The sequence below is a fragment of the Streptomyces sp. Ru62 genome (genome assembly GCF_002920615.1).
Taxonomy (GTDB): Bacteria; Actinomycetota; Actinomycetes; order Streptomycetales; family Streptomycetaceae; genus Streptomyces.
This window is the reverse complement of record NZ_PQSU01000020.1, coordinates 112,998-136,150: the sequence shown is the minus strand read 5'-3', so window position 1 is coordinate 136,150 and position 23,153 is coordinate 112,998. Positions and strand designations below refer to the sequence as shown.

20 protein-coding genes are annotated in these 23,153 nt (G+C 72.7%); 15 read left to right on the top strand and 5 right to left on the bottom strand.

Annotation, left to right across the window (positions count from 1 at the left end; genetic code table 11):
* Positions 1-41: 41 nt before the first annotated feature.
* Positions 42-1,871, top strand: coding sequence for a serine/threonine-protein kinase (locus tag C3492_RS26535; protein WP_103814729.1), 1,830 nt, complete (start codon positions 42-44; stop codon positions 1,869-1,871).
* Positions 1,872-2,013: 142 nt separating this feature from the next.
* On the top strand, positions 2,014-3,543 hold the full coding sequence (locus C3492_RS26530; protein ID WP_103814727.1) for a substrate-binding domain-containing protein: 1,530 nt from the start codon (positions 2,014-2,016) through the stop codon (positions 3,541-3,543).
* A 42-nt stretch (positions 3,544-3,585) separates the two neighbouring features.
* On the opposite strand, the gene C3492_RS26525 is transcribed toward C3492_RS26530, so the two are convergent.
* A complete protein-coding gene (locus tag C3492_RS26525; protein ID WP_103814725.1) occupies positions 3,586-4,335 on the bottom strand; it encodes an SLATT domain-containing protein in 750 nt (249 codons plus the stop codon).
* Positions 4,336-4,597: 262 nt separating this feature from the next.
* Here C3492_RS26525 and C3492_RS26520 point away from each other — a divergent pair, with 262 nt between their 5' ends.
* The 7 genes from C3492_RS26520 to C3492_RS26490 all read left to right on the top strand — a co-directional run bounded on the left by C3492_RS26520 (position 4,598) and on the right by C3492_RS26490 (position 11,025).
* Entirely contained in the window at positions 4,598-4,942 is a 345-nt protein-coding gene (locus tag C3492_RS26520) for a YbaB/EbfC family nucleoid-associated protein (RefSeq protein WP_103814723.1), read from the top strand.
* Between the two features lie 73 nt (positions 4,943-5,015).
* Positions 5,016-5,615 carry a recombination mediator RecR gene (recR, locus tag C3492_RS26515; protein WP_103814721.1) on the top strand — a complete coding sequence of 200 codons (600 nt, stop codon included), beginning with the start codon at positions 5,016-5,018 and terminating at the stop codon, positions 5,613-5,615.
* On the top strand, positions 5,608-6,270 hold the full coding sequence (locus C3492_RS26510; RefSeq protein ID WP_103814719.1) for a DUF5063 domain-containing protein: 663 nt from the start codon (positions 5,608-5,610) through the stop codon (positions 6,268-6,270). Before recR ends, C3492_RS26510 begins: the two co-directional genes overlap by 8 nt.
* 181 nt (positions 6,271-6,451) lie before the next feature.
* Positions 6,452-7,723, top strand: coding sequence for an aspartate kinase (locus C3492_RS26505; protein ID WP_014673991.1), 1,272 nt, complete (start codon positions 6,452-6,454; stop codon positions 7,721-7,723).
* 16 nt (positions 7,724-7,739) lie between these two features.
* Complete coding sequence (locus C3492_RS26500; RefSeq protein WP_103814717.1) at positions 7,740-8,801, top strand: aspartate-semialdehyde dehydrogenase; 1,062 nt, start codon at positions 7,740-7,742, stop codon at positions 8,799-8,801.
* A 326-nt stretch (positions 8,802-9,127) separates the two neighbouring features.
* Positions 9,128-9,808, top strand: a complete 681-nt coding sequence (locus C3492_RS26495) for a SigE family RNA polymerase sigma factor (RefSeq protein ID WP_103814715.1) — start codon at positions 9,128-9,130, stop codon at positions 9,806-9,808.
* Positions 9,809-9,951: 143 nt separating this feature from the next.
* Positions 9,952-11,025 (top strand): hypothetical protein, encoded by a 1,074-nt coding sequence (locus tag C3492_RS26490; RefSeq protein WP_103814713.1) that lies wholly within the window; start codon positions 9,952-9,954, stop codon positions 11,023-11,025.
* A gap of 112 nt (positions 11,026-11,137) precedes the next feature.
* Here the strand turns inward: C3492_RS26490 and C3492_RS26485 are convergent, their stop codons facing one another.
* A complete protein-coding gene (locus tag C3492_RS26485; protein WP_181140562.1) occupies positions 11,138-11,929 on the bottom strand; it encodes an SURF1 family protein in 792 nt (263 codons plus the stop codon).
* A gap of 43 nt (positions 11,930-11,972) precedes the next feature.
* Complete coding sequence (locus tag C3492_RS26480; RefSeq protein ID WP_103814709.1) at positions 11,973-12,752, bottom strand: bifunctional 2-polyprenyl-6-hydroxyphenol methylase/3-demethylubiquinol 3-O-methyltransferase UbiG; 780 nt, start codon at positions 12,750-12,752, stop codon at positions 11,973-11,975.
* A 170-nt stretch (positions 12,753-12,922) separates the two neighbouring features.
* Here C3492_RS26480 and C3492_RS26475 point away from each other — a divergent pair, with 170 nt between their 5' ends.
* Positions 12,923-14,737: a prolyl oligopeptidase family serine peptidase gene (locus tag C3492_RS26475; protein ID WP_103814707.1), complete on the top strand. Its 1,815-nt coding sequence runs from the start codon at positions 12,923-12,925 to the stop codon at positions 14,735-14,737.
* 14 nt (positions 14,738-14,751) lie between these two features.
* Here C3492_RS26475 and C3492_RS26470 read toward each other — a convergent pair whose 3' ends face one another.
* Positions 14,752-16,587 (bottom strand): NAD(P)-binding protein, encoded by a 1,836-nt coding sequence (locus tag C3492_RS26470; protein WP_103814705.1) that lies wholly within the window; start codon positions 16,585-16,587, stop codon positions 14,752-14,754.
* Between the two features lie 159 nt (positions 16,588-16,746).
* Between C3492_RS26470 and C3492_RS26465 the strand changes: the two genes are divergently transcribed.
* Both C3492_RS26465 and C3492_RS26460 read left to right on the top strand, forming a co-directional pair.
* Positions 16,747-17,757 (top strand): permease, encoded by a 1,011-nt coding sequence (locus C3492_RS26465; protein WP_103814703.1) that lies wholly within the window; start codon positions 16,747-16,749, stop codon positions 17,755-17,757.
* On the top strand, positions 17,754-18,458 hold the full coding sequence (locus tag C3492_RS26460) for a TIGR03943 family putative permease subunit (protein WP_103814701.1): 705 nt from the start codon (positions 17,754-17,756) through the stop codon (positions 18,456-18,458). The genes C3492_RS26465 and C3492_RS26460 overlap by 4 nt, the downstream gene beginning before the upstream one ends.
* A 38-nt stretch (positions 18,459-18,496) precedes the next feature.
* Here C3492_RS26460 and C3492_RS26455 read toward each other — a convergent pair whose 3' ends face one another.
* Positions 18,497-20,563 carry an NAD(+) synthase gene (locus C3492_RS26455; RefSeq protein WP_181140561.1) on the bottom strand — a complete coding sequence of 689 codons (2,067 nt, stop codon included), beginning with the start codon at positions 20,561-20,563 and terminating at the stop codon, positions 18,497-18,499.
* 169 nt (positions 20,564-20,732) lie between these two features.
* Here C3492_RS26455 and C3492_RS26450 point away from each other — a divergent pair, with 169 nt between their 5' ends.
* The 3 genes from C3492_RS26450 to kdpA all read left to right on the top strand — a co-directional run bounded on the left by C3492_RS26450 (position 20,733) and on the right by kdpA (position 23,143).
* Positions 20,733-21,137, top strand: coding sequence for a hypothetical protein (locus tag C3492_RS26450; RefSeq protein ID WP_103814699.1), 405 nt, complete (start codon positions 20,733-20,735; stop codon positions 21,135-21,137).
* Between the two features lie 247 nt (positions 21,138-21,384).
* Positions 21,385-21,474 (top strand): K(+)-transporting ATPase subunit F, encoded by a 90-nt coding sequence (gene kdpF, locus C3492_RS26445; protein ID WP_037629700.1) that lies wholly within the window; start codon positions 21,385-21,387, stop codon positions 21,472-21,474.
* A 7-nt stretch (positions 21,475-21,481) separates the two neighbouring features.
* The gene (gene kdpA, locus C3492_RS26440) at positions 21,482-23,143 is read left to right on the top strand and encodes a potassium-transporting ATPase subunit KdpA (protein WP_103814697.1); all 1,662 of its coding nucleotides are present in this window, start codon (positions 21,482-21,484) and stop codon (positions 23,141-23,143) included.
* Positions 23,144-23,153 lie beyond the last annotated feature (10 nt).

The window sequence follows — 23,153 nt, the reverse complement described above, 5'->3', positions numbered from 1 at the left end:
TTCTCGGTCGTCGCAGACCTATGGGGGGAAGGCGGACGCGGATGGAGAAGCTGGGGCCGGGGGATCCGCAGGGAATCGGTGCTTATCGGCTGCTGGCGCGGCTCGGCGCCGGCGGTATGGGGCAGGTGTACCTGGCGCGGTCGGACCGGGGGCGGACCGTCGCGGTGAAGCTCGTCCGGGAGGAGCTGGCGGCGCAGGAGGAGTTCCGGGCGCGGTTCCGGCAGGAGGTGGAGGCCGCGCGACGGGTCGGCGGGTACTGGACCGCGCCCGTGCTGGACGCGGACACCGAGGCGGCCGTGCCGTGGGTGGCGACCGGGTACGTGGCCGGGCCGAGCCTCCAGCAGGTCGTCGGGCACGACCACGGGGCACTGCCCGAGCGGTCGGTGCGGATTCTGGCGGCGGGGCTCGCGCACGCGCTGAAGGACATCCACGCGGCCGGGATCGTGCACCGGGACCTCAAGCCGTCCAACGTGCTCGTGACCATCGACGGGCCCCGCGTGATCGACTTCGGGATCGCCCGGGCCCGGGAGACGGCGACCGCCGGCGGGGAGGGGCTCACCCGGGCCGGGGCGCTCGTCGGGTCGCCGGGGTTCATGGCGCCCGAGCAGGTCCGCGGGGACCGGATCACGCCGGCGTGCGACGTGTTCTGCCTCGGGTCCGTGCTGGCGTACGCGGCGACCGGGACCCTGCCCTTCGGCAACGCCGACAGCGGCGCGCACGCGCTGATGTTCCGGATCGCCCAGGAGGAGCCGGATCTCACCGGGGTGCCGGAGGGGATCGCCGACCTCGTCCGGGACTGCCTGCGCAAGGAGCCGGGGGCCCGGCCCTCGCTCGACGCCGTCCTGGAGCGGACGGGGGTGGAGGACACCGTGGCCGAGGGGCGGTCGCGGGACCCTTGGCTGCCGAGTTCGCTGGTCGCGCAGCTCGGCAGGCATGCGGTGCGGTTGCTGGAGGCCGAGGACCCGGAACGGGGCGCGGGTCCAACGTCCGGTCCGGGCGGGGGGCCCGAGCACGCCGCTGTCCTGGACGGCGGGGACGCCGGGAGCGTCGATCGCCTGCCCACCGCGGTCTCCGCCCAGGCTCCGCCGCCGCCCGCCTCCGCCGGGTTCGGACCGGCGTACGGGGTGCCGCAGCCGCAGCCGCCGTACCCGCCGCAGCAACCGTATCCGCAGCAGGCGTACGCACAGCCGCACCCACCGCACCCCCAGCCCGTCGGCCACGGGTATCCGCCGCCCGGGTCCACCCCGCCGTACGGGCCGCCCACCGTCGGGGTCCCGGTGGACCCCGAGCGGCGCAGCGGGCGGTCCACCGCGCTGCTCGTCGTGGTCGCGCTGGTCGTCGCGCTGGGCGCGGGCGGTTCGGTGTACGCGCTGATGCGGAACGGCGCGGGGAGCGACGACAAGGGCGGCGGCACGGTCGTCCAGGCGCCCACCGACACCTCCGGCTCGCCGGACGGCTCCGGCACGCCCTCCCCGTCCGCGACGGAGGAGCCGTCCCCCTCCGCCTCCACGGCCGGCGCGGTGCCGGACGCGTATCTGGGCACCTGGCGGACGACCATCGACAACGCGGGCGGCTCCAACACCCGTGAACTGACCATCCGGCAGGGCGAGGTGGGCGACACCGTGCTGACGCTGGTCGCGGACGGGCCGGCCGAGGGCGGCGGTTCGTACCACTGCGTCTTCGAGGCGGAGCTGGCCCAGGAGCCCAGTGCGGACGGGCCGTTGGAGATCGGCCCGTCCACCGTGACGACCGGCGAGCCGGCCTCCTCCTGCACCCCGGGCGAGGCCACCGAGGTCACCCTGCTGCCGGACGGACGGCTGAAGCGGGCGAAGACGAGCGGAGGGGAGAGCCTGACGTACCGCAGGCAGTGACCGTGACGGCCGGCAACGCGCGCTGTCCCCGGGGTAGTTGAACGTCGGGCGAACGTTCGTGGACCGGACCCGTCGGCGCCTGTTCGCGCGCGTACCGTGACTCCACCATCATCCGGCTCCGGGGAGTGGCGGGGGCACCCACATGGAGTGGCTGAGCGCGGAGAACGTCGTCGCCGTCGGCACCGCGGTGCTGGGCATCGCCGCGTCCGCGGGCATGGTCTGGTACGAGCGCCGGGTGCCGCGGCGCAAGCGGGTCGGTTACCGGGTGCAGATGGACAACCCGATAGGCGACGACGTGCGGTCCGGGCGGGTCAACCGGCGGCTCGGGCTCTTCCTCGAAGCGCCCGGCATGGAGGACGCCACGCTCGTCCTGCTGCGCGTCGAGAACGACGGCTCGCAGGGCATCGACCGCGACGACTACACCAGCCCCGAACGGCACGGGCTCACCGCGGTGTTCACCGACCGGACCATCCGGGGCGTGTCGGTGACCCAGCCCACCGACACCGACCACCTGATGGACCACTTCACCGCCGAGCGCGGCTTCGGCTACGAGGGCAACACCCTGCGCATCCCGCGCGTCCCGCTCAACAGGGGCGACCACTTCAAGCTGCTGGTGCTGCTGTCCGGCGGTGACGTGGGCCGGGGGATCCGGCTGATCGGCGGGATCCGGGAGGGCGAGGTCCACCCCAACCGCAGCGCCACCCCCGACGACAAGCCGCCCCTGTTCAGCCGCGCCTCCCGGCTCATCACCATCATGCTCACGGTGTGCGTGATGACCCTCGCCGGCATCGTCGTGGCCCGCGACGACAGCCCGCCACCGGTCGGCTGCGAGCAGGGCACGCTGACCGTGATCGGCTCGACGGCCTTCGCGCCGGTGCTGCGGGAGGTGGCGGAGGAGTACGAGGAGGACTGCGAGGGCGCGGACATCGCCGTCGACGTCCACGGCTCCACCGCCGGCATCCGGGAACTGGCGGCGGCCGGGGCGGCGGCGAAGGGGAAGGGGGCGCCGGCGGTCGTCGCCTTCTCGGACGGATCCAAGCCCGGCGACATGCCCGAGCTGCGCGAGACCCGGGTCGCGCTGTCCGTGTTCGCGCTCGTGGTCAACGACGACGTGGGCGTACGGAACCTGTCCACCGCGGACGTGCGCGGGCTGTACCAGGGGCGGATCCGCGACTGGGCGCGGCTCGGCGGGCGGTCGCTGCCGGTCCACCTGGTCAGCCGGGACGCCAACTCCGGGACCCGGCAGGTCTTCCAGCGGCGGGTGCTGGGACGGGGCGAAATGGCCAACTCGTCCGTCGACTGCGTCCGCAAGGACTATCCGTCGGCGCCGGTGACCCGCTGTGAGCTGGACTCCACCGACCAGGTGCTGGCGAAGGTGGCCGAACTGCCCGGTGCCGTCGGCTACAGCGAGCTGAACCTGGCGTTGCGGGCGAAGGGGGTGCGCGTGCTGGGCCTCGACGGCGACGCGCCCTCCGTCGACGCGATCGAGCACGGGCGCAGCGGGTATCCGTACCGGGAGATCGAGTACGCCTACACCTACGGCAGTCCGCCCGCCGACTCCCTCGCCTCCAGCTTCCTGACGTACCTGTCCCGGGGAAACGGCCAGTCCATCATCCGCACCCATGGACACGTGCCGTGCTGGACACCGGAGGGGATGAAACTGTGCGCGTAGGTTCCGGCTGATCGCGTGGTTCCCCGCGCCCCTTCGGGGTGCTCACCGCGGCTCCGGTGGCCGTTGCCGGGGCATGTTCGGGCGGCTGCCGTTCGCCGGTGGCAGGGGGAAGCGGGCACCGGGGCCCCCGGTCTCCTGGCGCGGCACCGTCGCCACCGCCGTCTGGATGCCCAGTGGGGCCGCCCCCGTGCGGAACTCCACCATCCAGTCGGTCGTCTCCGTGCGCACCAGCTCCACGACGTCCTCCGAGAACCGCCGCAGCACCGACAGGCACCGCTCGGCCGCCTCGCTCGCCGTGCCCTCCGCCGGCCCCAGCACCTCCCGCACGCACTCCGCCGCCCAGTCGAACTGCAACGCCTGGAGCCGCCGGTGCACTGCCTGGGCCGTGGCCACGTCCCTCATCCAGCCCGAGGTGACCCCGAAGAACCGGTCGATGCCGACGCAGGACACCGCGAGCAGCAGCGCCAGACAGCCCCACGGCGCCACCCCGCCGGCCGCCCCGGTCAGCTCCAGCAGCGGCAGCGCCGCCCCGGCCACGGCCCCGGTCGCCGCCCCGGCCCGCAGCACGCGCGCCCCGCGCCGCTTCCACACCCGGTCCCGCAGGTACCAGGCGGCCGTCTCCAGCGCCCGCCGCTCCACCCACCGGTACAACTCGTCCAGCCGCTCGGCGGGTTCGCCCCAGTCCCCGAGCGGGAAGGCCCGCCCGGTCAGATCGCCCGGCCGCAGCCCGGCCGCACCCTCGCCCCGCCCGTCCTGAGGCGGACCCTCGGGCTGCATCTCCGGCTGACCCACCCGGCACTCCCTACTGATCACGACCGGTCACGTTGCGTGACATTCCCTGCCGACGTGCGGCCACCTTCCTACCGCCCAACGGGTGGCGGAGAGGGAGCTTTCCCGACTTTTCCGCCCGTAAGAGGGCCTTGATCAGGTATAGGACTCACGTTGTTCTCACTCGAAAGAGTGGCGGAGCAGTGGCCGCGTGGACCACGTAGGCTCATCACGACGGATAAAACGTCGGAGAAGGAACGTCGGAGAAGACGGCGAGGAGCTGATCGTGATCCCCGGTGGTGGCCAGCCCAACATGCAGCAGTTGCTCCAGCAGGCCCAGAAGATGCAGCAGGACCTGCAGCGGGCGCAGGAGGAACTGGCGAACACGGAGGTCGACGGGCAGGCGGGCGGCGGCCTGGTGAGGGCCACCGTCACCGGCGCCGGTGAGCTGCGGGCGCTGAAGATCGACCCGAAGGCGGTGGACCCGGAGGACACCGAGACCCTCGCCGACCTGATCGTGGCGGCCGTACAGGCGGCCAACGAGAACGCGCAGGCGCTCCAGCAGCAGAAGCTCGGCCCGCTGGCCCAGGGGCTGGGCGGCGGCAGCGGCATCCCGGGTCTGCCGTTCTGACGCCACCGCCTTCCGGGCGGAGGCGCGAGGCAACTACCGTACGTACCGAAAGGTCTCCAGGAAGGGCAGTCCGTTGTACGAAGGCGTGGTCCAGGACCTCATCGACGAGCTGGGGCGGCTGCCCGGCGTCGGTCCCAAGAGCGCGCAGCGGATCGCCTTCCACATCCTGCAGGCCGAGCCGACGGACGTGAAGCGGCTCGCGCAGGCGCTCCTGGAGGTGAAGGCGAGGGTCCGCTTCTGCGCGACCTGCGGCAACGTGGCGCAGGAGGAGCTGTGCGGCATCTGCCGTGACCCGCGCCGCGACCCCTCCGTCATCTGTGTGGTGGAGGAACCGAAGGACGTCGTCGCGATCGAGCGCACCCGCGAGTTCCGGGGCCGGTACCACGTGCTCGGCGGCGCGATCAGCCCGATCGAGGGCGTGGGACCCGACGACCTGCGTATACGAGAACTTCTCGCGCGGTTGGCCGACGGGACGGTCACGGAACTGATCCTGGCCACGGACCCGAATCTGGAAGGCGAGGCGACGGCGACGTACCTCGCCCGCATGATCAAGCCCATGGGCCTGAAGGTCACCCGCCTGGCCAGCGGCCTCCCGGTGGGTGGTGACCTGGAATACGCGGACGAGGTGACCCTCGGCCGCGCCTTCGAGGGGAGACGACTGCTAGATGTCTGACGCCACGCTGCACGCCTCGACGCAGAACCCGGACGACTTCGTGGTCCAGATCGCGGACCAGGTCGAGAGCTTCCTGGTGGCCGTCACGGAGGTGGCGAAGGGCGACGAGCCCGAATCGGCGGTCCCCTTCCTCCTCCTTGAGGTCTCCCAGCTCCTGCTGGCCGGCGGCCGGCTGGGCGCCCACGAGGACATCGTCCCCGAGGAGCGCTACGAGCCCGACCCGGGCCCCGAGCCGGACGTGGACGAGCTGCGCGAGAACTACGCCCGGCTCCTGGACCCGATCGACGTCTACTCCGAGGTCTTCGACCCGTACGAGCCCCGCAAGGCGCCGGTGCCGGCCCGGATCTCCGACGACCTCGCCGACATCATCACCGACCTGCGCCACGGCATGGTCCACTACCGCGCGGGCCGCACCACCGAGGCCCTGTGGTGGTGGCAGTTCTCCTACTTCGCCAACTGGGGCCCGACGGCCTCCGCGGTGCTGCGCGCCCTGCAGTCCGTCCTCATCCACGTCCGCCTCAACCAGCCCCTGGAGGAACTGGACGGCCTCGACACCGACCAGGCCGCCATGGGCGACGAGACCCTGGAGTTCGAGGCGGGCCGCGTCATGGCCGAGGAGATCGGCGGCCCCCTGGGAATCCGCCCCGGGCAGTAGCCCGGCCGGGCCGGTCCGGGCCCGGCGCTCTGTGAGCCGGGGCACTTTCCGAGTGGTGCGGCGATCGCTGGGCAGGGGTCGAGACCGGGCGGACGGATGTCTCACCATGCGGGAGCAGGGTGGTGGAATTCGGACGCTCGATAGACTGAGCCGACACAAACGAACCGAGCGAGGAGCGCACGTGGGCCTTGTCGTGCAGAAGTACGGAGGCTCCTCCGTAGCCGATGCCGAAGGCATCAAGCGCGTCGCCAAGCGGATCGTGGAAGCGAAGAAGAACGGCAACCAGGTTGTCGTCGTCGTTTCCGCGATGGGCGACACGACGGACGAGCTGATCGATCTCGCCGAGCAGGTTTCTCCCATGCCTGCCGGGCGGGAATTCGACATGCTGCTGACCGCCGGAGAGCGGATCTCCATGGCCCTGCTGGCGATGGCGATCAAAAACCTGGGCCACGAGGCCCAGTCCTTCACCGGCAGCCAGGCAGGCGTCATCACCGACTCGGTCCACAACAAAGCCCGGATCATCGACGTCACGCCGGGGCGGATCAGGACGGCTCTCGACGAGGGCAACATCGCCATCGTCGCCGGGTTCCAGGGCGTGAGCGCCGACAAGAAGGACATCACCACGCTGGGCCGCGGCGGGTCCGACACCACCGCCGTGGCGCTCGCCGCCGCGCTCGACGCCGAGGTCTGCGAGATCTACACCGACGTCGACGGCGTGTTCACCGCCGACCCGCGCGTGGTGAAGAAGGCGAAGAAGATCGACTGGATCTCCTTCGAGGACATGCTGGAGCTCGCGGCCTCCGGTTCCAAGGTGCTCCTCCACCGCTGCGTGGAGTACGCCCGCCGCTACAACATCCCGATCCACGTCCGGTCGTCCTTCAGCGGACTGCAGGGCACGTGGGTCAGCAGTGAGCCGATTGGGGACAAGAAGGTGGAGCAGGCCATCATCTCCGGTGTCGCGCACGACACCTCCGAGGCCAAGATCACGGTCGTCGGTGTGCCGGACAAGCCGGGTGAGGCCGCCGCGATCTTCCGGACCATCGCCGATGCCGAGATCAACATCGACATGGTCGTGCAGAACGTGTCCGCCGCCTCCACGGGCCTGACGGACATCTCCTTCACGCTGCCGAAGACCGAGGGCCGCAAGGCCATCGACGCGCTGGAGAAGAACCGCTCCGGCATCGGCTTCGACTCGCTGCGCTACGACGACCAGATCGGCAAGATCTCCCTGGTCGGCGCCGGTATGAAGACCAACCCGGGCGTCACCGCCGGGTTCTTCGAGGCGCTCAGCGACGCCGGCGTGAACATCGAGCTGATCTCGACCTCCGAGATCCGTATCTCGGTGGTCACCCGCGCCGACGACGTGCCGGAGGCCGTCCGCGCCGTCCACACCGCCTTCGGTCTGGACTCCGACAGCGACGAGGCCGTCGTCTACGGCGGCACCGGCCGATGAGCCGGGACACGGTCCGATGACCGGCAGGCCGACGCTCGCGGTCGTGGGAGCGACCGGAGCCGTCGGCACGGTCATGCTCCAGATCCTGTCCCAGCGCGCGGACATCTGGGGCGAGATCCGCCTGATCGCCTCCCCGCGCTCGGCCGGCCGCAAGCTGGCCGTGCGCGGCGAGGAGGTCGAGGTGGTGGCCCTGACGGAGGACGCCTTCGCCGGGGTCGACATCGCGCTGTTCGACGTCCCGGACGAGGTCGCCGCCGAGTGGGCGCCGGTCGCCGCCGCGCGCGGCGCGGTCGTCGTCGACAACTCCGGCTCCTTCCGCATGGACCCGGACGTGCCGCTGGTCGTGCCGGAGATCAACGCGCACGCGGTACGGTCCCGGCCGCGCGGGATCGTCGCCAACCCCAACTGCACGACCCTCACGATGATCGTCGCCCTGGGCGCGCTGCACGCCGAGTTCGGGCTGCGCGAGCTCGTGGTGTCCTCGTACCAGGCGGTGAGCGGGGCCGGGCGGGCCGGCGTGGAGACGCTGCGGGCCCAGCTCTCCCTGGTGGCCGGGACCGAGCTGGGCACCAAGCCCGGGGACGTACGGCGGGCTGTCGGGGACGACACCGGGCCGTTCCCGGAGCCGGTCGCGCTCAACGTCGTACCGTGGGCCGGGTCGTTGCGGGAGGACGGCTGGTCGTCGGAGGAGATGAAGGTCCGCGACGAGTCCCGGAAGATCCTCGGCCTGCCGGCGCTGCCGGTCGCCGTGACCTGTGTCCGGGTGCCGGTGATCACCACGCACTCGCTGACCGTCCACGCCCGCTTCCAGCGGGAGGTCGGCGTCGACGGGGCCCGCGAGATCCTCGCGACCGCGCCGGGCGTGGTGCTGTGCGACGACCCGGCCGCCGGCGAGTTCCCCACCCCCGCCGACGTGGTGGGCACCGACCCGACCTGGGTGGGCCGGGTGCGCCGGGCCCTGGACGACCCGACCGCGCTGGAACTCTTCGTCTGCGGCGACAACCTGCGCAAGGGCGCCGCGCTGAACTGCGCGCAGATCGCGGAACTGATCGCGGCGGAGCTGTCCGCCCCCACGTAGCCGTTGAACTTTGTAGGATCTGCGTAAGCACTGTGGCCGGGAGCATGGTCCAAATCCCTTGAACCACTCCCGGCCGGCGACAGAGGATTTCTCTCCCCGCCTTCCGCAACCGTACGGAGGCGGGGAGCGTCTTTGCGGTCACCCTTGCGGGACCTGGGGACGTGGTGATCCGGGCGTGGGGACGCCGTGGTCGGGGCGTGGGGGCGCGTTCATATGGGACATGAGGGAAGAGCGGGACGCATGACGGCACTTGAGGCACCGCCGGTTGTCGCACATGTGACGCCCGGCACGTACAACCCCCGAGGGGGGAAGCGTGTCCAACAGGCGTGGCAGAGGTACTCGAACTCAGTGTGGCCCCCGGCGGTACGGCCCTGCGGCCTCGCGCGGCGCTCCGGCCCCGCCCGCCCGGCGGCATGCCGGTGATCGCGCCCATGCCCGCCGCGCGGCCCGCCCGCATACCCAGTCAGCGTGACGGCGCCGAGGAGCCCGCGGCTGCCGTGGCGGCCGAGGCCGCCGGCACGACCGTCGACCACCTCACCGAGACCTACCGGGCGCACTACCGCTCACTGCTGGGCCTCGCCGCACTCCTCCTCGACGACACCGCCTCCTGCGAGGACGTCGTCCAGGAGGCGTTCATCCGCGTCCACTCGGCCCGCAAGCGCGTCCGCGACCCGGAGAAGACCCTCGCCTACCTGCGGCAGACGGTCGTCAACCTCTCCCGCTCCACGCTGCGCCGGCGCATCCTCGGCCTGAAGCTGCTCTCCAAGCCGATGCCGGACATGGCGAGCGCGGAAGAGGGCGCCTACGACCAGCTGGAGCGCCGGGATCTCATCAAGGCGATGAAGGGGCTCCAGCGCCGCCAGCGCGAGGTGCTCGTGCTGCGCTACTTCGCGGACATGACCGAGGCCCAGGTCGCCGAGACGCTCGGCATATCGCTGGGCTCGGTCAAGGCGTACGGTTCGCGGGGCATCGCCGCGCTGCGGGTCGCGATGGGGACACCGGCATGAGCGACCACGCCGAACAGGGCACCTCCCATGACGGTCGCTCCCATGAGCGCCACTCCCACGAACGTCACGAGCCCTACGCCTGGCACGAGCCGACGGAGCGCAACGGGCAACAGCACACGCCATCGCACGCTGGGAACGGAACTGTGAACCACGGCCCCGACGACAAGGGCCCGGAGAGGCTCGACGGAGTCCACGGCCCGGACGGGCCCGACTCCGACGAACTGGCCCTGCGCCGGCTGCTGCACTCGGCGGTCGACGACCTTCAACCCCGCACCGGCACCCTGGACCACCTGCGCCGGGCCGTCCCCGCGCGCCGCGCCCGCAAGCGCCAGGCGCTGGTCGGGATGGCCGCGGCGGCCCTCTTCATCGGCACCGCGATCCCCGCCCTCGTCCACGTCTCCCAGGCCGGCGGCTCCGACCCCAACACCGCGATGGCCGGCCAGTCCTCCCAGGCCCAGGGCGGCACCGGGGAGGGCAAGGACAAGGACGCCGGCAAGGGCGGCCCGAAGGACGCCGGCGGTACCACCGTCAAGCCCGGCAAGGAGTCCGGCCGGCCCGAGGACAAGGGCACGAAGCCCGGCAGCGGCAGCGGCTCCACCGCCGGCGCCGACCCCTCCGCCACGCCGGCCTCGGGCGTTCCGCTCTGTACGGCGACCCAGCTGGGCTCGGCCACCGGCAGCGCGAACGCGCCCGACACCGCGGGGGTCGTCTACGGCACCTTCCGCGTCACCAACATCTCCGGCACCGCCTGCGCGGTCGCCGGCGCGGGCAGCATCACGCCCACCGCCCAGGGCGCCGCCGATCCGGCCAAGGTCCTCAGCGCCCGGCACGTGGCCGGCGACGCGGCGACCGCCCTGCCGGACCCGTCCCAGGAGGTCGCCGGGCTGGTGCTCCAGCCGGGCGCGGCGTACGAGGAGAAGTTCGCCTTCGTCCCCTCGGAGACCTGCCCCACCACCGGCGGTGACAGCGGTCCGGGCGACCCCGGCCCGACCGGTCCGTCGCCCGATCCGTCGCCCACCCAGAGTGCCTCCGGCGCCACGACCGACAGCACCGGCTCGGAGGGCACGACCCCGCAACTCGCCACCGAGGAGGGCACGGCCGACGGCAGTGTCACGGTGACCCACACGGCACAGGGTGGTTCGCCGACGGCGACGGCCGTGGTGTCCGGGGCGTGCGCGGGAACCGTCTACTACACCGGGCTGCTCCCGGGCGCCTGAGGCTCCGCCGGGAGAGCGGGGTGCGTGGACGCCGTCCGTCACGGGAAGCGTGCGCGGCCGCGGGTCCGTCGTGGCTGGTCCCGCGGCTCCCCGCGCCCCTTCGGGGCGCAGGTCAGCCGGCCGGCACCGGAGGCTGTTCCGGCTCCTCCGCCACCAGGCCCAGCGCGGCGTCCCGTTGGAACTCCAGCTCCCGCCGCAGCAGGCGGAACCACATGAAGACCACGAAGCCCGCGAACACGAACCACTCGCCGGTGTAACCGAGGTTCTGGAACGCCTTCAGGTCCAGCCCCGTACCACCCGGCGCGCTCGCGGGCACGGCCCTCATCCCGGCGTCCCCCTTGTCCAGGGTGACCCAGGCGTCGTACAGCCGGTACGGCACCAGGTTGACCAGCGACGCCGGGCTGATCGCCGCGGTCTGTCCGGCGGGGAGCCCGCCCTGCGCGCTGACCCCGTTGTCCCCGGGGGTCTCGGGCGCCTGCAGCGCACCGGTGACGGTGACCTCACCACGGGGCGGCGCCGGCGTCTTCGCCGCGTCCGCCGTACCCGGCAGCCAGCCCCGCACCACCGGCAGCGCCTTGCCGGAACCGGTGCGCAGCAGGGTCAGGACGTAGAAGCCGCGCTTGCCATCGAGCTCCCGCCCGGGCACCAGCAACTGCTCCCCGTACCGCCCGCTCGCGGTGACCCGCCGCCCCGACGTGCTCTTGTCGACGGGCAGCATCGAGTCCAGCGGGCGAGCGGCCTCGCCCCGGTCCGAGGCGGCCTGCTCGGTCGCGGCACGGTGGTCCTGCACTCGCCCCTCGAACCGGCTCAGCTGCCACGACCCCATGAAGACGCAGAACGGGATGGCGAGCAGCACGAAGACGTTGATGCCCCACCAGCGGGGTGTCAGCAGAAACCGGTACACGCCCTCCACGGTACGGCGCCCGCCCCGGCGTCCACGCCTCGGGTCAGCTCTTGCTCGCCCTCAGGGAGTAGATCAGCGGGATGCGCGGATGGTCCGCCGGGAACCTGTGGTAGCCGTCGCGCACCTCGAAGTTCTTGAAGCGCGGGAAGAGCGACACGTCGTGCTCGTGCAGGAACTCGATGCGCAGCCCCGCCGCGGCGAGCGCGGAGACCACGTCCCCGAGGGAGTGCAGCCACTCCACGCTGCGGTTGTGGACGGTGACGGCGTCCAGGTCGGCGTAGGTCCCCGGTTCGTTCCACACCTGCGCGTCCCGGGTGAAGTAGTCGCGCACGACGCGGGTGCCGGTCTCGTCGTCCAGGGTCTCGGTGATCGGGTGGAACTCGGCGAGGTAGAGGAACCCGCCGGGCGCGACGAGGGAGGCGGCCGTCTCCGCCCAGCGCCCGAGGTCCGGCAGCCAGCACAGGGCGCCCAGCCCGGTGTAGACGATGTCGTACGACGGCTCGGGCACGGCCCCGGCCGCGTCGTACACGTCGCTGGTGACGAAGGCCGCCCGGTCGGGGCCGTGGCCGAGGTCGGCGGCCAGCGCGCGGGCCGCCTCCACCGCGGGTGCGGAGAAGTCCAGGCCGACGACGCGGGCGGCGCCGCGGTGGAGCCAGGAGAGCGTGTCGGTGCCGATGTGGCACTGCAGGTGCAGCAACGACTTGCCGGTGACGTCCCCGACCTCCGCCCGCTCGAAGTCCCGCAGGTCGTCCCGGCGGGTGCGGAAGCCGTCGAGGTCGTAGAAGGACCCGGCGACGTGCAGGGGGACCCTCTCGTCCCACATGGCCCGGTTGTCCTCGCGCCAGCCCTCGGGGACGGACGGGGACGACGGCTCCTCGGTTGCGGACGGAGAAGTGGTGGGAACGCTCATGCCGCGGAAGTTATCCACAGGCTGTGGGCTCCCGCCACCCAATTGTCGGCGCGGCCAGGCACTATGGGCGCATGACTGGGGCCATGAACGACAGCGGTACGCCGAGCACGCAGCACACACCCGACATGCCGGACTGGGAGAAGCGCTTCCGGGCGCCGCGGGTGTCGCTGCCCGACTGGGCGGAGGACGCGCCGGACCGCTCCCTGTTCGTGTCGAACGCGACGGGGACGTACGAGCTGTACGCCTGGGACAGAGCGACGGGCGAGCAGCGCCAGGCGACGGCCCGGCCGAACGGCACGACGGACGGCGTGCTCTCCCCGGACGGCGCCTTCATCTGGTGGTTCGACGACAAGGACGGCGACGAGTTCGGCATCTGGCGCCGCCAGCCGTTCACGGGCGGCCCGGACGAGCCGGCCGTGCCCGGTCTCGACCCGTCCTACCCGGCCGGCCTGGCCCTGTCCCGCGACGGCCGCACGGCGGTCGTCGGCCGCTCCACGGACGAGGAGGGTACGACGATCCACCTGGCCCGCGAGGGCGCGGACCCGGTGGAGATCTACCGCCACCGCGAGTCGGCGGGCGTCGGCGACCTCTCGCACGACGGCTCCCTGATCGCCGTGGAGCACACCGAGCACGGCGACGCCATGCACGCGGCCCTGCGGGTGCTCCGCCCGGACGGCACGACGGTCGCCGAGCTGGACGACACCAAGGGCGGCACCGAGGAGCTGGGCCTGGAGGTGCTGGGCTTCGCCCCGGTCGACGGCGACACCCGGCTGCTCATCGGCCACCAGCGCCGGGGCCGCTGGGAGCCGCTGGTGTGGGACGTGGCCACGGGCGAGGAGACCGACCTGGCCCTGGACCTGCCCGGTGACGTGAGCGCCGAGTGGTACCCGGACGGCTCGGCCCTGCTCATCGTCCACGGCTTCGAGGCCCGCAGCGAACTGTTCCGGTACGACGTGTCGACCCGCGAGCTGACCCGCATCCCCACCCCGCCCGGCACGGTCTCCGGCGCGACCGCCCGCCCCGACGGCAGCGTGGAGTACCTGTGGTCGTCGGCCGCCGAGCCCCCGGCAGTCCGCTCCACGGCCGGCGGTGTGGTGCTGGACCCCCCGGGCATGGCGTGCCCGGCGTCGGTGCCGGTGGAGGACGTGTGGGTGGAGGGCCCCGGCGGTCGCATTCACGCCCTGGTCCAGAAGCCGGCGGGTGCCACGGGCCCCCTGCCCACCGTCTTCGACCTGCACGGCGGCCCGACCTGGCACGACAGCGACTCCTTCGCCGCCGGCCCGGCCGCCTGGGTCGACCACGGGTACGCGGTGGTCCGCATCAACTACCGCGGCTCCACCGGCTACGGCCGCGCCTGGACGGACGCCCTCAAGCACCGCGTCGGCCTGATCGAGCTGGAGGACGTGGCGGCGGTGCGCGACTGGGCGGTCTCCTCCGGTCTCGCCGACCCCGCCCGCCTGATCCTGACCGGCGCCTCCTGGGGCGGCTACCTGACCCTGCTCGGCGTCGGCACCCAGCCGGAGGCCTGGGCGCTGGGCATCGCGGTGGTGCCCGTCGCGGACTACGTCACCGCGTACCACGACGAGATGGAGTCCCTGAAGGCCATGGACCGCACCCTGCTGGGCGGGACCCCGGAGGAGGTCCCGGAGCGCTTCGAGGCGTCCTCCCCGCTGACGTACGTCGACCAGGTCAAGGCCCCGGTCTACATCTCGGCGGGTGTCAACGACCCGCGCTGCCCGATCCGCCAGATCGACAACTACGTCAAGAGACTGGAGGCCCGGGGCGCGGTCCACGAGGTGTACCGGTACGACGCGGGGCACGGCTCGCTGGTCGTGGACGAGCGGATCAAGCAGGTGAGACTGGAGCTGGAGTTCGCGGCACGGCACCTGCCGGCCTAGGACGGGCCCTGGGGTCAGCGCAGCTCCGCGAGGCCCCTTCGGGTGGCGGCGACCACCACCCGGTCGCCCTTGCCCAGCACATGGGAGGCAGAGGTGTCGGCGCGGCCCAGCAGCGCCAGCACCCGCCAGGACCCGGCCCGGAAAGCCTCCCGCACGGTCCGGCCCTCCAGCTGGGGATGCCCGTCCACGTCCACCGCTGCGAACAGCAGCACCCTCCGCTCCACGGCGACGGCCCCGAGCACCTGCCGCCCCAGCATGGCCCCGGCGAACGCGGGAGCGGCGAGGTGGGTGACGCTCCGGCTCCGGGTCAGCGCCCGCGGGTAGGCGGTGCGGAGGGTGCGGTACACGGCGGTGGCGAAGTCGTCGTCGTACAGCCGCAGCACCACCCGCAGATCGGGTCGTACGGTCCGCGCGTAGAGCACGGCCTCCAGATTGGTGGTGTCGGAGCTGGTCACCGCGAGCAGGGCCTGGGCCCGTTGGATCTGGGCGGCCTCCAGGACGCCTTCCTGGGTGACGTCCCCGAGCACCACCGGCACCCGTAGCCGGCGGGCGGTGGCCAGACCCCGCGCCTCCGGGTCGGACTCGACGCACACCACGGGGATGTTCAGTTCCCGCAGCCGGGTCAGCACCCGGGTGCCGATCTTGCCGAGCCCGAGCAGGACGACGTGTCCGCTCAGCCCGCGCGGCGGCTTGCGCAGGGCGGAGGCGGTGCGGAAGGTGCCGAACGCCTCCAGCGCGGCGGCCAGCAGCAACGGCAGCAGCAGCAACCCGACGAGCGCGGAGAGGAGTTGCAGCAGCTGGCGGCCCAGGGGTTCCCTCAGGGCCGGGTCGTCGATCGCGAACAGGTCGAGGAGGGTGATGTAGAAGGCGCGCAGCGGATGGATCCCGGTGACCACCCACAGGGCGACGGCGAGGCCGACCACACAGCCGGCGAGCACGGCCAGGGACCAGCGCAGCCGCCGGGAGAACAGGGAGCCGAGCGGCGGTACGCCGGTCATCGCGCGACGGGCGGACGCGGCGGACTCGCCACCGGCCGTGGCGGAGACGTGTTCCAGCACCACGGCCTGCCGTCCGGCGGCCTGCCGGACCTCCTCGTCGTCGGGGAGCAGCCGGGGCTGTTGTTCCCCGGCGCCGTACGGGCCTTCGGTGCCGGCCGGGTCACCGCCCGAGAGCAGGGCGAGGGTGTGCAGCCCGGTGCCGGGGCCGTCCCCGGACAACGGCCGTTCCACGGCCCGCAGCAGCAGGCCCTCGGTCTGGACGACCCTGCTGGTGCCGGCGACGGCGGTGGCGGCCAGTGCGGGCGCGGCGGTGTCGGCGTCGGACAGCACGGTGGTGGACGCCTCGGTGGCGGTGCCCGTGCCGCCGTCGTCCCCGGCGGCCAACGCGGCGGCCTGATCGAGGAGTTCCTCGATGTGCTGGCCCAGCCGCCGGTTGTACAGCCGCAGGACGAGCCGCAGCCGGGGGTTGAGCCGACGGGCGGTCAGGGCGGCCCGGATGTTGGTCTCGTCGTCGTCGTACACGAGGGCCAGTGCGGCGGCCCGGGCCACCCCGGCCTCGGCGAGCACCGCCTCGGTCAGCTCGGCGGCCTCCAGCACCCCGTCCGCTTCGGGGTGTTGACCGGCCGTGGCGCCGGCGGGCTGCCCGCCCGCGCCGGAGCGGCCCACGGTGCCCACGGCGGCGCTGACCACGCGGTCGAACAGCGCGGCCGACGCGGACCGGGCGCGGCCGACCACCGGGGGCCGGACGGTGCGCTCGTTCGGCGGCACGACGAGGGTGACCTGCTCGCCGTAGACCCCGCGCAACTCGGCGGCCAGCCGGTGCGCGAGCCCGTCGTCACCGCACACCACCATGTGCGCCGGCGGGGACCCCGGCCCCCCTTGATACGGAACGCTCGCCACGAGGGAAAAGAGTGCACCAAGGAGTTGAGTGGTTCCAGCAACGGCCTGAACGCCCGTGCTCGAACCCGCGTAGGGAAGGGGAGGCAGAGCAGCAGTCGGAGGGAACCGCCCGTGGCCATCATCGAAGACGCCCCGCCGGGTACCGACGCGAGCCGTGCGGGCCCCCCGGGTGGCCCGCGACTCAGCTCCCCGCTGGTGCTGACCCTGGTGCTCCTGATGGCCGTGCTCGCGCAGTCGCCGATCCGCGGGGCGCTCGGCACACCGCTGATGCAGACCTGGACGACGGTGTTCGTGGCGGTGACCGTCCAGGCGCTGCCGTTCCTGGTGCTGGGTGTGCTGCTGTCGGCGGCGATCGCGGTGTTCGTCCCGGCGTCCTTCTTCGCGCGCGCCCTGCCGCGCCGGCCCGCCCTCGCCGTGCCCGTGGCGGGGGTCGCGGGCGCGGTGCTGCCGGGCTGCGAGTGCGCGTCGGTGCCGGTGGCGGGCGCTCTGGTCCGCCGGGGCGTGACCCCCGCCGCCGCCCTGGCGTTCCTGCTCTCCGCGCCCGCGATCAACCCGGTGGTGCTGACCGCCACCGCCGTCGCCTTCCCCGGGCACCCGGAGATGGTCCTGGCCCGCTTCCTGGCGAGCCTGCTGGTGGCCTGCGCGATGGGCTGGCTGTGGCAGCGGCTGGGCCGGACCGACTGGCTGCGCCCCCCGGCCCACGGCGCGCACGAGGGCGCGACCAAGGGGGAGGCGTTCTGGGGCGCGGTCCGGCACGACGTCATGCACGCGGGCGGATTCCTCGTGCTCGGCGCGACGGCCGCGGCCACGCTGAAGGCGGCGGTCCCGGCGGACTGGCTGCGCACGGCCGCGGGCACGCCGCTGGTCTCGGTGCTCGCCCTCGCCGTGCTCGCCGTCCTGCTGTCGATCTGCTCGGAGGCGGACGCGTTCGTCGCCGCCTCCCTCACCCAGTTCTCCCCGACGGCCAAGCTGGTGTTCCTGGTGGTGGGCCCGATGATCGACCTCAAGCTGTTCGCGATGCAGGCCGGCACCTTCGGCCGTGCCTTCGCGCTCCGGTTCGCGCCCGCCACCTTCGCGCTGGCCGTCGCGGGCGCCGTACTGACCGGGGCGGTGCTGCTGTGAACCGCCAGGCCCAGGCGGCCGTCCTGTTCCTGCTCGGCGGCGCGCTGCTGCACGCGGGCACCACCGACCTGTACCTGCGGTACGTCAAGGCGGGCCTGCGCCCGCTGCTGCTGGCCTCGGGCGCGGTCCTGGTCGCGGCGGCCCTGGCGACGGCCTGGTACGAACGCCGGCGCGACCGGGAGCGGCACCCGCACCCCGAGCCGCGTGTCGCCTGGCTGCTCCTGCTGCCGCTCCTCGCCCTGATCCTGATCGCACCGCCCGCCCTCGGCTCCTACAGCGCCCTGCGCTCCGGAACGGCCCTGCAGAAGCCGTACGCCTACGGGCCGCTGCCGGCCGGCGATCCGGTGCCGCTCTCCGTCGTGGACTACGCCTCCCGCGCGGCCTACGGACACGGCCGCGCCCTGCACGGCCGTGCCGTCCGGGTCACCGGCTTCCTGGCCCTGGACCACGCGGGCCGGCCCTACCTGGTCCGCATGGCCCTCAACTGCTGTGCCGCGGACGCCCAGCCGGTGAAGATCGCGCTGACCGGCGCGCTGCCACCGGTCCTGCGCCCGGACGCGTGGCTGGAGGTGACGGGCACGTACGCCCCCGGACTGACCCGTGACCCGGTCAACAACGGCCCGATCCCTTACCTGAAGGTCACCTCCACCCGCCCGGTCACGGCACCGCGCGACCCGTACGACGAGACCTGGAACACCTGACCGGCGCCGGCCACCGGCACCGGTCAACCCGGGCCCGGCTACCGGTCGGCCGCCGCGCTGTCGAAGTCGAAGCGGGCGAGGTCCCTGAGCCACACCTCCGCGTTGCCGTCCGAGGGGGCCCGCCAGTCGCCGCGCGGGGAGAGGGAGCCGCCCGCCGACACCTTCGGGCCGTTCGGCATGGCCGAGCGCTTGAACTGCGAGAAGGCGAAGAACCGGCGGCAGAACACCTCCAGCCAGTGCCGGATCTCCCGCAGGTCGTACGCCACCCGCTTGGCCTCGGGGAAGTGCGGCGGCCAGGCGCCGGACTTCGCGTCGTGCCAGGCGTGCCAGGCCAGGAAGGCGATCTTCGAGGGCCGGAACCCGTAGCGCAGCACCTGGAAGAGGGTGAAGTCGTGCAGCGCGTACGGGCCGATCTTCGACTCGGTGGACTGCATCTCCTCGCCCGGCACCAGCTCCGGGCTGATCTCGGTGTCCAGGATCGCGGCCAGGACCTCACCGGTCTCCTCGTCGAACTGGCCGCTGTTGATCACCCAGCGGATCAGGTGCTGGATGAAGGTCTTCGGCACCCCCGAGTTGACGTTGTAGTGACTCATCTGGTCGCCGACGCCGTACGTGGACCAGCCGAGCGCAAGCTCGGAGAGGTCGCCGGTGCCGAGGACGATGCCGCCGCGCTGGTTGGCCAGCCGGAACAGGTAGTCGGTGCGCAGACCGGCCTGCACGTTCTCGAAGGTGACGTCGTACACCGGCTCACCGGAGGCGAACGGGTGGCCGATCTCCTTCAGCATCAGCCGCGCGGTCGGCGTGATGTCCAGCTCGGCGGCGGTGACGCCGAGCGCCCGCATCAGCTTGTGCGCGTTGTCCTTGGTGTGGTCGCTGGTGGCGAAGCCGGGCAGGGTGAAGGCCAGGATGTCACTGCGCGGCCGGCCCGCTCGGTCCATCGCCCGGGCGGCGACGATCAGCGCGTGCGTGGAGTCCAGACCGCCGGACACACCGATGACGACCTTCGGGCCGCCGATCGCCGCGAGCCGCTGCTGGAGCCCGGCGACCTGGATGTTGTAGGCCTCGTAGCAGTCCAGGGCGAGCCGCTCGGGGTCGGCGGGCACGAACGGGAACCGCTCCACGCGCCGGCGCAGCCCGAGGTCGGTGAGCGGCGGGTCCAGCTCGAAGGAGACCGTCCGGAAGTCACCGGTCCGGGCGGCGTGGGCCCGGCGGTTGTCGTCGAAGGTGCCCATCCGGTGCCGTTCCTGCCGCAGCAGGTCGAGGTCCACGTCGGCGACGGCGTACTGGTCGCCGAGCGGGAAGCGGTCGGTCTCGGCGAGCAGCACCCCGTTCTCGTAGATCATGGTCTGCCCGTCCCAGGACAGATCGGTGGTCGACTCGCCCAGGCCGGCCGCCGCGTAGACGTACGCGGCGAGGCAGCGGGAGGACGCCGAGCGGCACAGCAGCTTGCGGTCCTCGGCCCGGCCGACCGTGATCGGGCTGCCCGACAGGTTCACCAGCACGGTCGCCCCGGCGAGGGCGGCCTCCGCGCTCGGCGGCACCGGCACCCACATGTCCTCGCAGATCTCGGTGTGCAGCACGAGCCCCGGCACGTCCTCGGCCGCGAACAGCAGGTCCACCCCGAACGGCACTTCGGCACCCGCGACCCGGATGCTCCCGCCCCGCTCGTCGTGCCCGTCGGCGATCTGCCGGCGCTCGTAGAACTCGCGGTAGGTCGGCGGGTACGACTTCGGTACGACACCGAGGATCCGGCCGCGGTGCACGATCACCGCGCAGTTGTAGATCCGGTGGCGGTGGCGCAGCGGGGCGCCGACGACCAGCACCGGCAGCAGCTCCGCCGACCCGGCCACGATGGTCCGCAGGGCCGCCTCGACCTGGTCGAGCAGCGCGTCCTGGAGCAGCAGGTCCTCGATCGAGTAGCCGGTCAGGCCCAGCTCGGGGAAGACGGCGACGGCGACGCCCTCGTCCGCGCACCCGCGCGCCAGGCGCAGGACCGCTTCGGCGTTGGCCCGCGGGTCGGCGATGACGGTGTGGCCGGTGCACGCGGCGACGCGCGCGAAGCCGTGGCTGTAGAGCGACCAGAAGTTCAACGGGGCTTCCTTCATGTCTGGAAGCCTAGATCCCGGCCGCGCCGGGCTCCTCGGGTACACCGGTCCGCCGGTACTCCGGGCCACCGGTCCGTCGTGCTACTCGGGCGCGGTACGCCGGGGTACCGGGGTGGACCTGAGTACGTGCGCTCTGGCCGGTGCCGGTGCGGACCCGGAGGCTGGAGGCATGCGCCAAGACCTTGTGAAACCCGTTCTCCCGATGCTTGCGGCCCTCGCGTCCGCCCTGGTCGCCATGGCGGCGTGGGCCGCCTGGCTGGGCTGGGACCAGCGGCGGGACGTGCACCCGGACGGCTCGACGACCGGCCCGTACGAGGCCTGGCAGGTGATCGGGCTGGTACTCACGCTGCTGGTGCCGGTGTACTGGGCCGTGTCCCGGGGGCACACCGCGAGCGCGGTCCTCGGCACCACGGCCGGGCTGACGGCCGCGGCCTGGTACGACTGGTCGGACGACGCCAGCGGCCTCTTCGTGATCGGCGTGGGCCTGGTCATGATCGGCAGCCTCGCCGGGACCGCCGTCGTCTCCGGAGTGATCGCTCTGGCCGGGCGGGGTATGCACCGCGCCGCGTCCTGACCGGCACGACCGCACGGGAACGGGTCCCCCGCGGGCCGGAGGCGTAAGAGTCGCGTCAAGGCCGCACCGGCGGCCGTATGAGGGCCGTCAACGGGTGACGTGTTCCGGCCGGACCGGCGTTCTCCTCGAAGCGTCCGTTTCCGCCGAACCTCACTCAGGAGTCCGCGATGGCCGACCTGGCCTTCGTCGTCACCGCGCTCGCGGCTTTCGCGCTGGTGGCTCTCGTCGCCAAGGGGGTGACGAAGCTGTGACCGCCGAGACCGTCGTCGGCCTGGTCGTGGCCGTCGCCCTGCTGGGCTATCTCGTCCTCGCCCTGGTCTTCCCGGAGAGGTTCTGAGCGCCCCATGGGTCCCGTACCGGCCGGCGTGCTCCAGCTGCTCGCCCTGGTGGGCGCGCTGGCGCTCGTCCACATCCCCTTCGGCACCTACATGGCCCGGGTCTACTCCTCGCCGCGGCACCTGCGCGTGGAGAGATGGCTCTACAAGGGCATCGGTGCCGACCCCGACACCGAGATGACCTGGCCCGCGTACCTGCGCGCGGTCCTCGCCTTCTCGGCCGTCGGCGTCCTCTTCCTCTACCTGCTCCAGCGGCTCCAGGGCGTGCTGCCCGGCTCGCTCGGCTTCTCCTCGGTCGACCCGGCGCAGTCGTTCAACACGGCCGTGTCGTTCGTGACCAACACCAACTGGCAGTCGTACTACGGCGAGCAGACGATGGGGCACGTCGTGCAGACCGCCGGTCTGGCCGTGCAGAACTTCGTGTCGGCGGCCGTGGGCATGGCCGTGGCCGTGGCCCTCGTGCGGGGCTTCGCCCGGTCGCGCACCGGTGAACTCGGCAACTTCTGGTCCGACCTGGTGCGCGGCACACTGCGGATCCTGGTGCCGGTCGCCGCCGTCGCCGCGGTGGTCCTGGTCGCCTGCGGCGCGATCCAGAACTTCTCCGGCATCCACGAGGTCGGCCAGTTCATGGGCGGCTCCCAGCAGTGGAACGGCGGCGCGGTCGCCTCGCAGGAGGCCATCAAGGAGCTGGGCACCAACGGCGGCGGCTACTTCAACGCCAACAGCGCCCACCCCTTCGAGAACCCCACCCCGTTCACCAACCTCTTCGAGATCTTCCTCATCCTCGTCATCCCGTTCTCACTGACCCGCACCTTCGGCGTGCTGGTCGGCTCGGTGCGGCAGGGGTACGCGATCCTCGGCACGATGGCCGCCATCTGGCTCGGCTTCACCGCCCTGATGATGGGGACCGAGTTCGCCCACCACGGCCCGGCGCTCCAGGCCGCGGGCGGGGCGATGGAGGGCAAGGAGGTCCGCTTCGGGGTCGGCGGCTCCTCGATCTTCGCGGTGGCCACGACGCTCACCTCGACCGGTGCGGTGGACTCCTTCCACTCCTCCTTCACCGGCCTCGGCGGCGGCGTCACGATGCTGAGCATGATGCTGGGCGAGATCGCGCCCGGCGGCACCGGCTCCGGCCTCTACGGCATCCTGATCATGGCGGTCATCGCGGTGTTCCTCGCCGGCCTGATGGTGGGCCGTACGCCCGAGTACCTGGGCAAGAAGATCGGCGCCCGGGAGATGAAGCTCGCCGCCTGCTACCTCCTCGTCACCCCGGCACTGGTGCTCGTCTTCACGGCGGCCTCCATGGCGCTGCCGACCCCGCCGCACTCGATCCTCAACCCGGGCGCGCACGGCTTCTCCGAGGTGCTGTACGCCTTCACCTCCGCCGCCAACAACAACGGCTCGGCCTTCGCCGGGCTGAACGCGAACACCGACTGGTTCAACACCATGACCGGGCTCGCCATGCTGTTCGGCCGCTTCCTGCCCATGGTCTTCGTCCTGGCGCTGGCCGGCTCGCTCGCCGGTCAGCGGCCGGTGCCGGTCACCGCGGGCACCCTGCGCACCGAGAAACCGCTGTTCACCGGCCTGCTGGTGGGCGCGATCCTGATCATCACCGGTCTCACGTACTTCCCGGCCCTGGCGCTGGGACCGCTCGCGGAAGGGCTCGCGTGATGACCACCCG

Bases quoted from the DNA above. Each gene is read 5' to 3' on its own strand.
- C3492_RS26500 (WP_103814717.1), top strand. From the start codon at position 7,740: ATGACCGGCAGGCCGACGCTCGCGGTCGTGGGAGCGACCGGAGCCGTC.
- C3492_RS26510 (WP_103814719.1), top strand. From the start codon at position 5,608: ATGTCTGACGCCACGCTGCACGCCTCGACGCAGAACCCGGACGACTTC.
- C3492_RS26475 (WP_103814707.1), top strand. From the start codon at position 12,923: ATGAACGACAGCGGTACGCCGAGCACGCAGCACACACCCGACATGCCG.
- C3492_RS26530 (WP_103814727.1), top strand. From the start codon at position 2,014: ATGGAGTGGCTGAGCGCGGAGAACGTCGTCGCCGTCGGCACCGCGGTG.
- kdpA (WP_103814697.1), top strand. From the start codon at position 21,482: ATGGGTCCCGTACCGGCCGGCGTGCTCCAGCTGCTCGCCCTGGTGGGC.
- C3492_RS26450 (WP_103814699.1), top strand. From the start codon at position 20,733: ATGCGCCAAGACCTTGTGAAACCCGTTCTCCCGATGCTTGCGGCCCTC.
- C3492_RS26535 (WP_103814729.1), top strand. From the start codon at position 42: ATGGAGAAGCTGGGGCCGGGGGATCCGCAGGGAATCGGTGCTTATCGG.
- C3492_RS26480 (WP_103814709.1), bottom strand. From the start codon at position 12,752: ATGTGGGACGAGAGGGTCCCCCTGCACGTCGCCGGGTCCTTCTACGAC.
- C3492_RS26470 (WP_103814705.1), bottom strand. From the start codon at position 16,587: ATGGTGGTGTGCGGTGACGACGGGCTCGCGCACCGGCTGGCCGCCGAG.
- C3492_RS26455 (WP_181140561.1), bottom strand. From the start codon at position 20,563: ATGAAGGAAGCCCCGTTGAACTTCTGGTCGCTCTACAGCCACGGCTTC.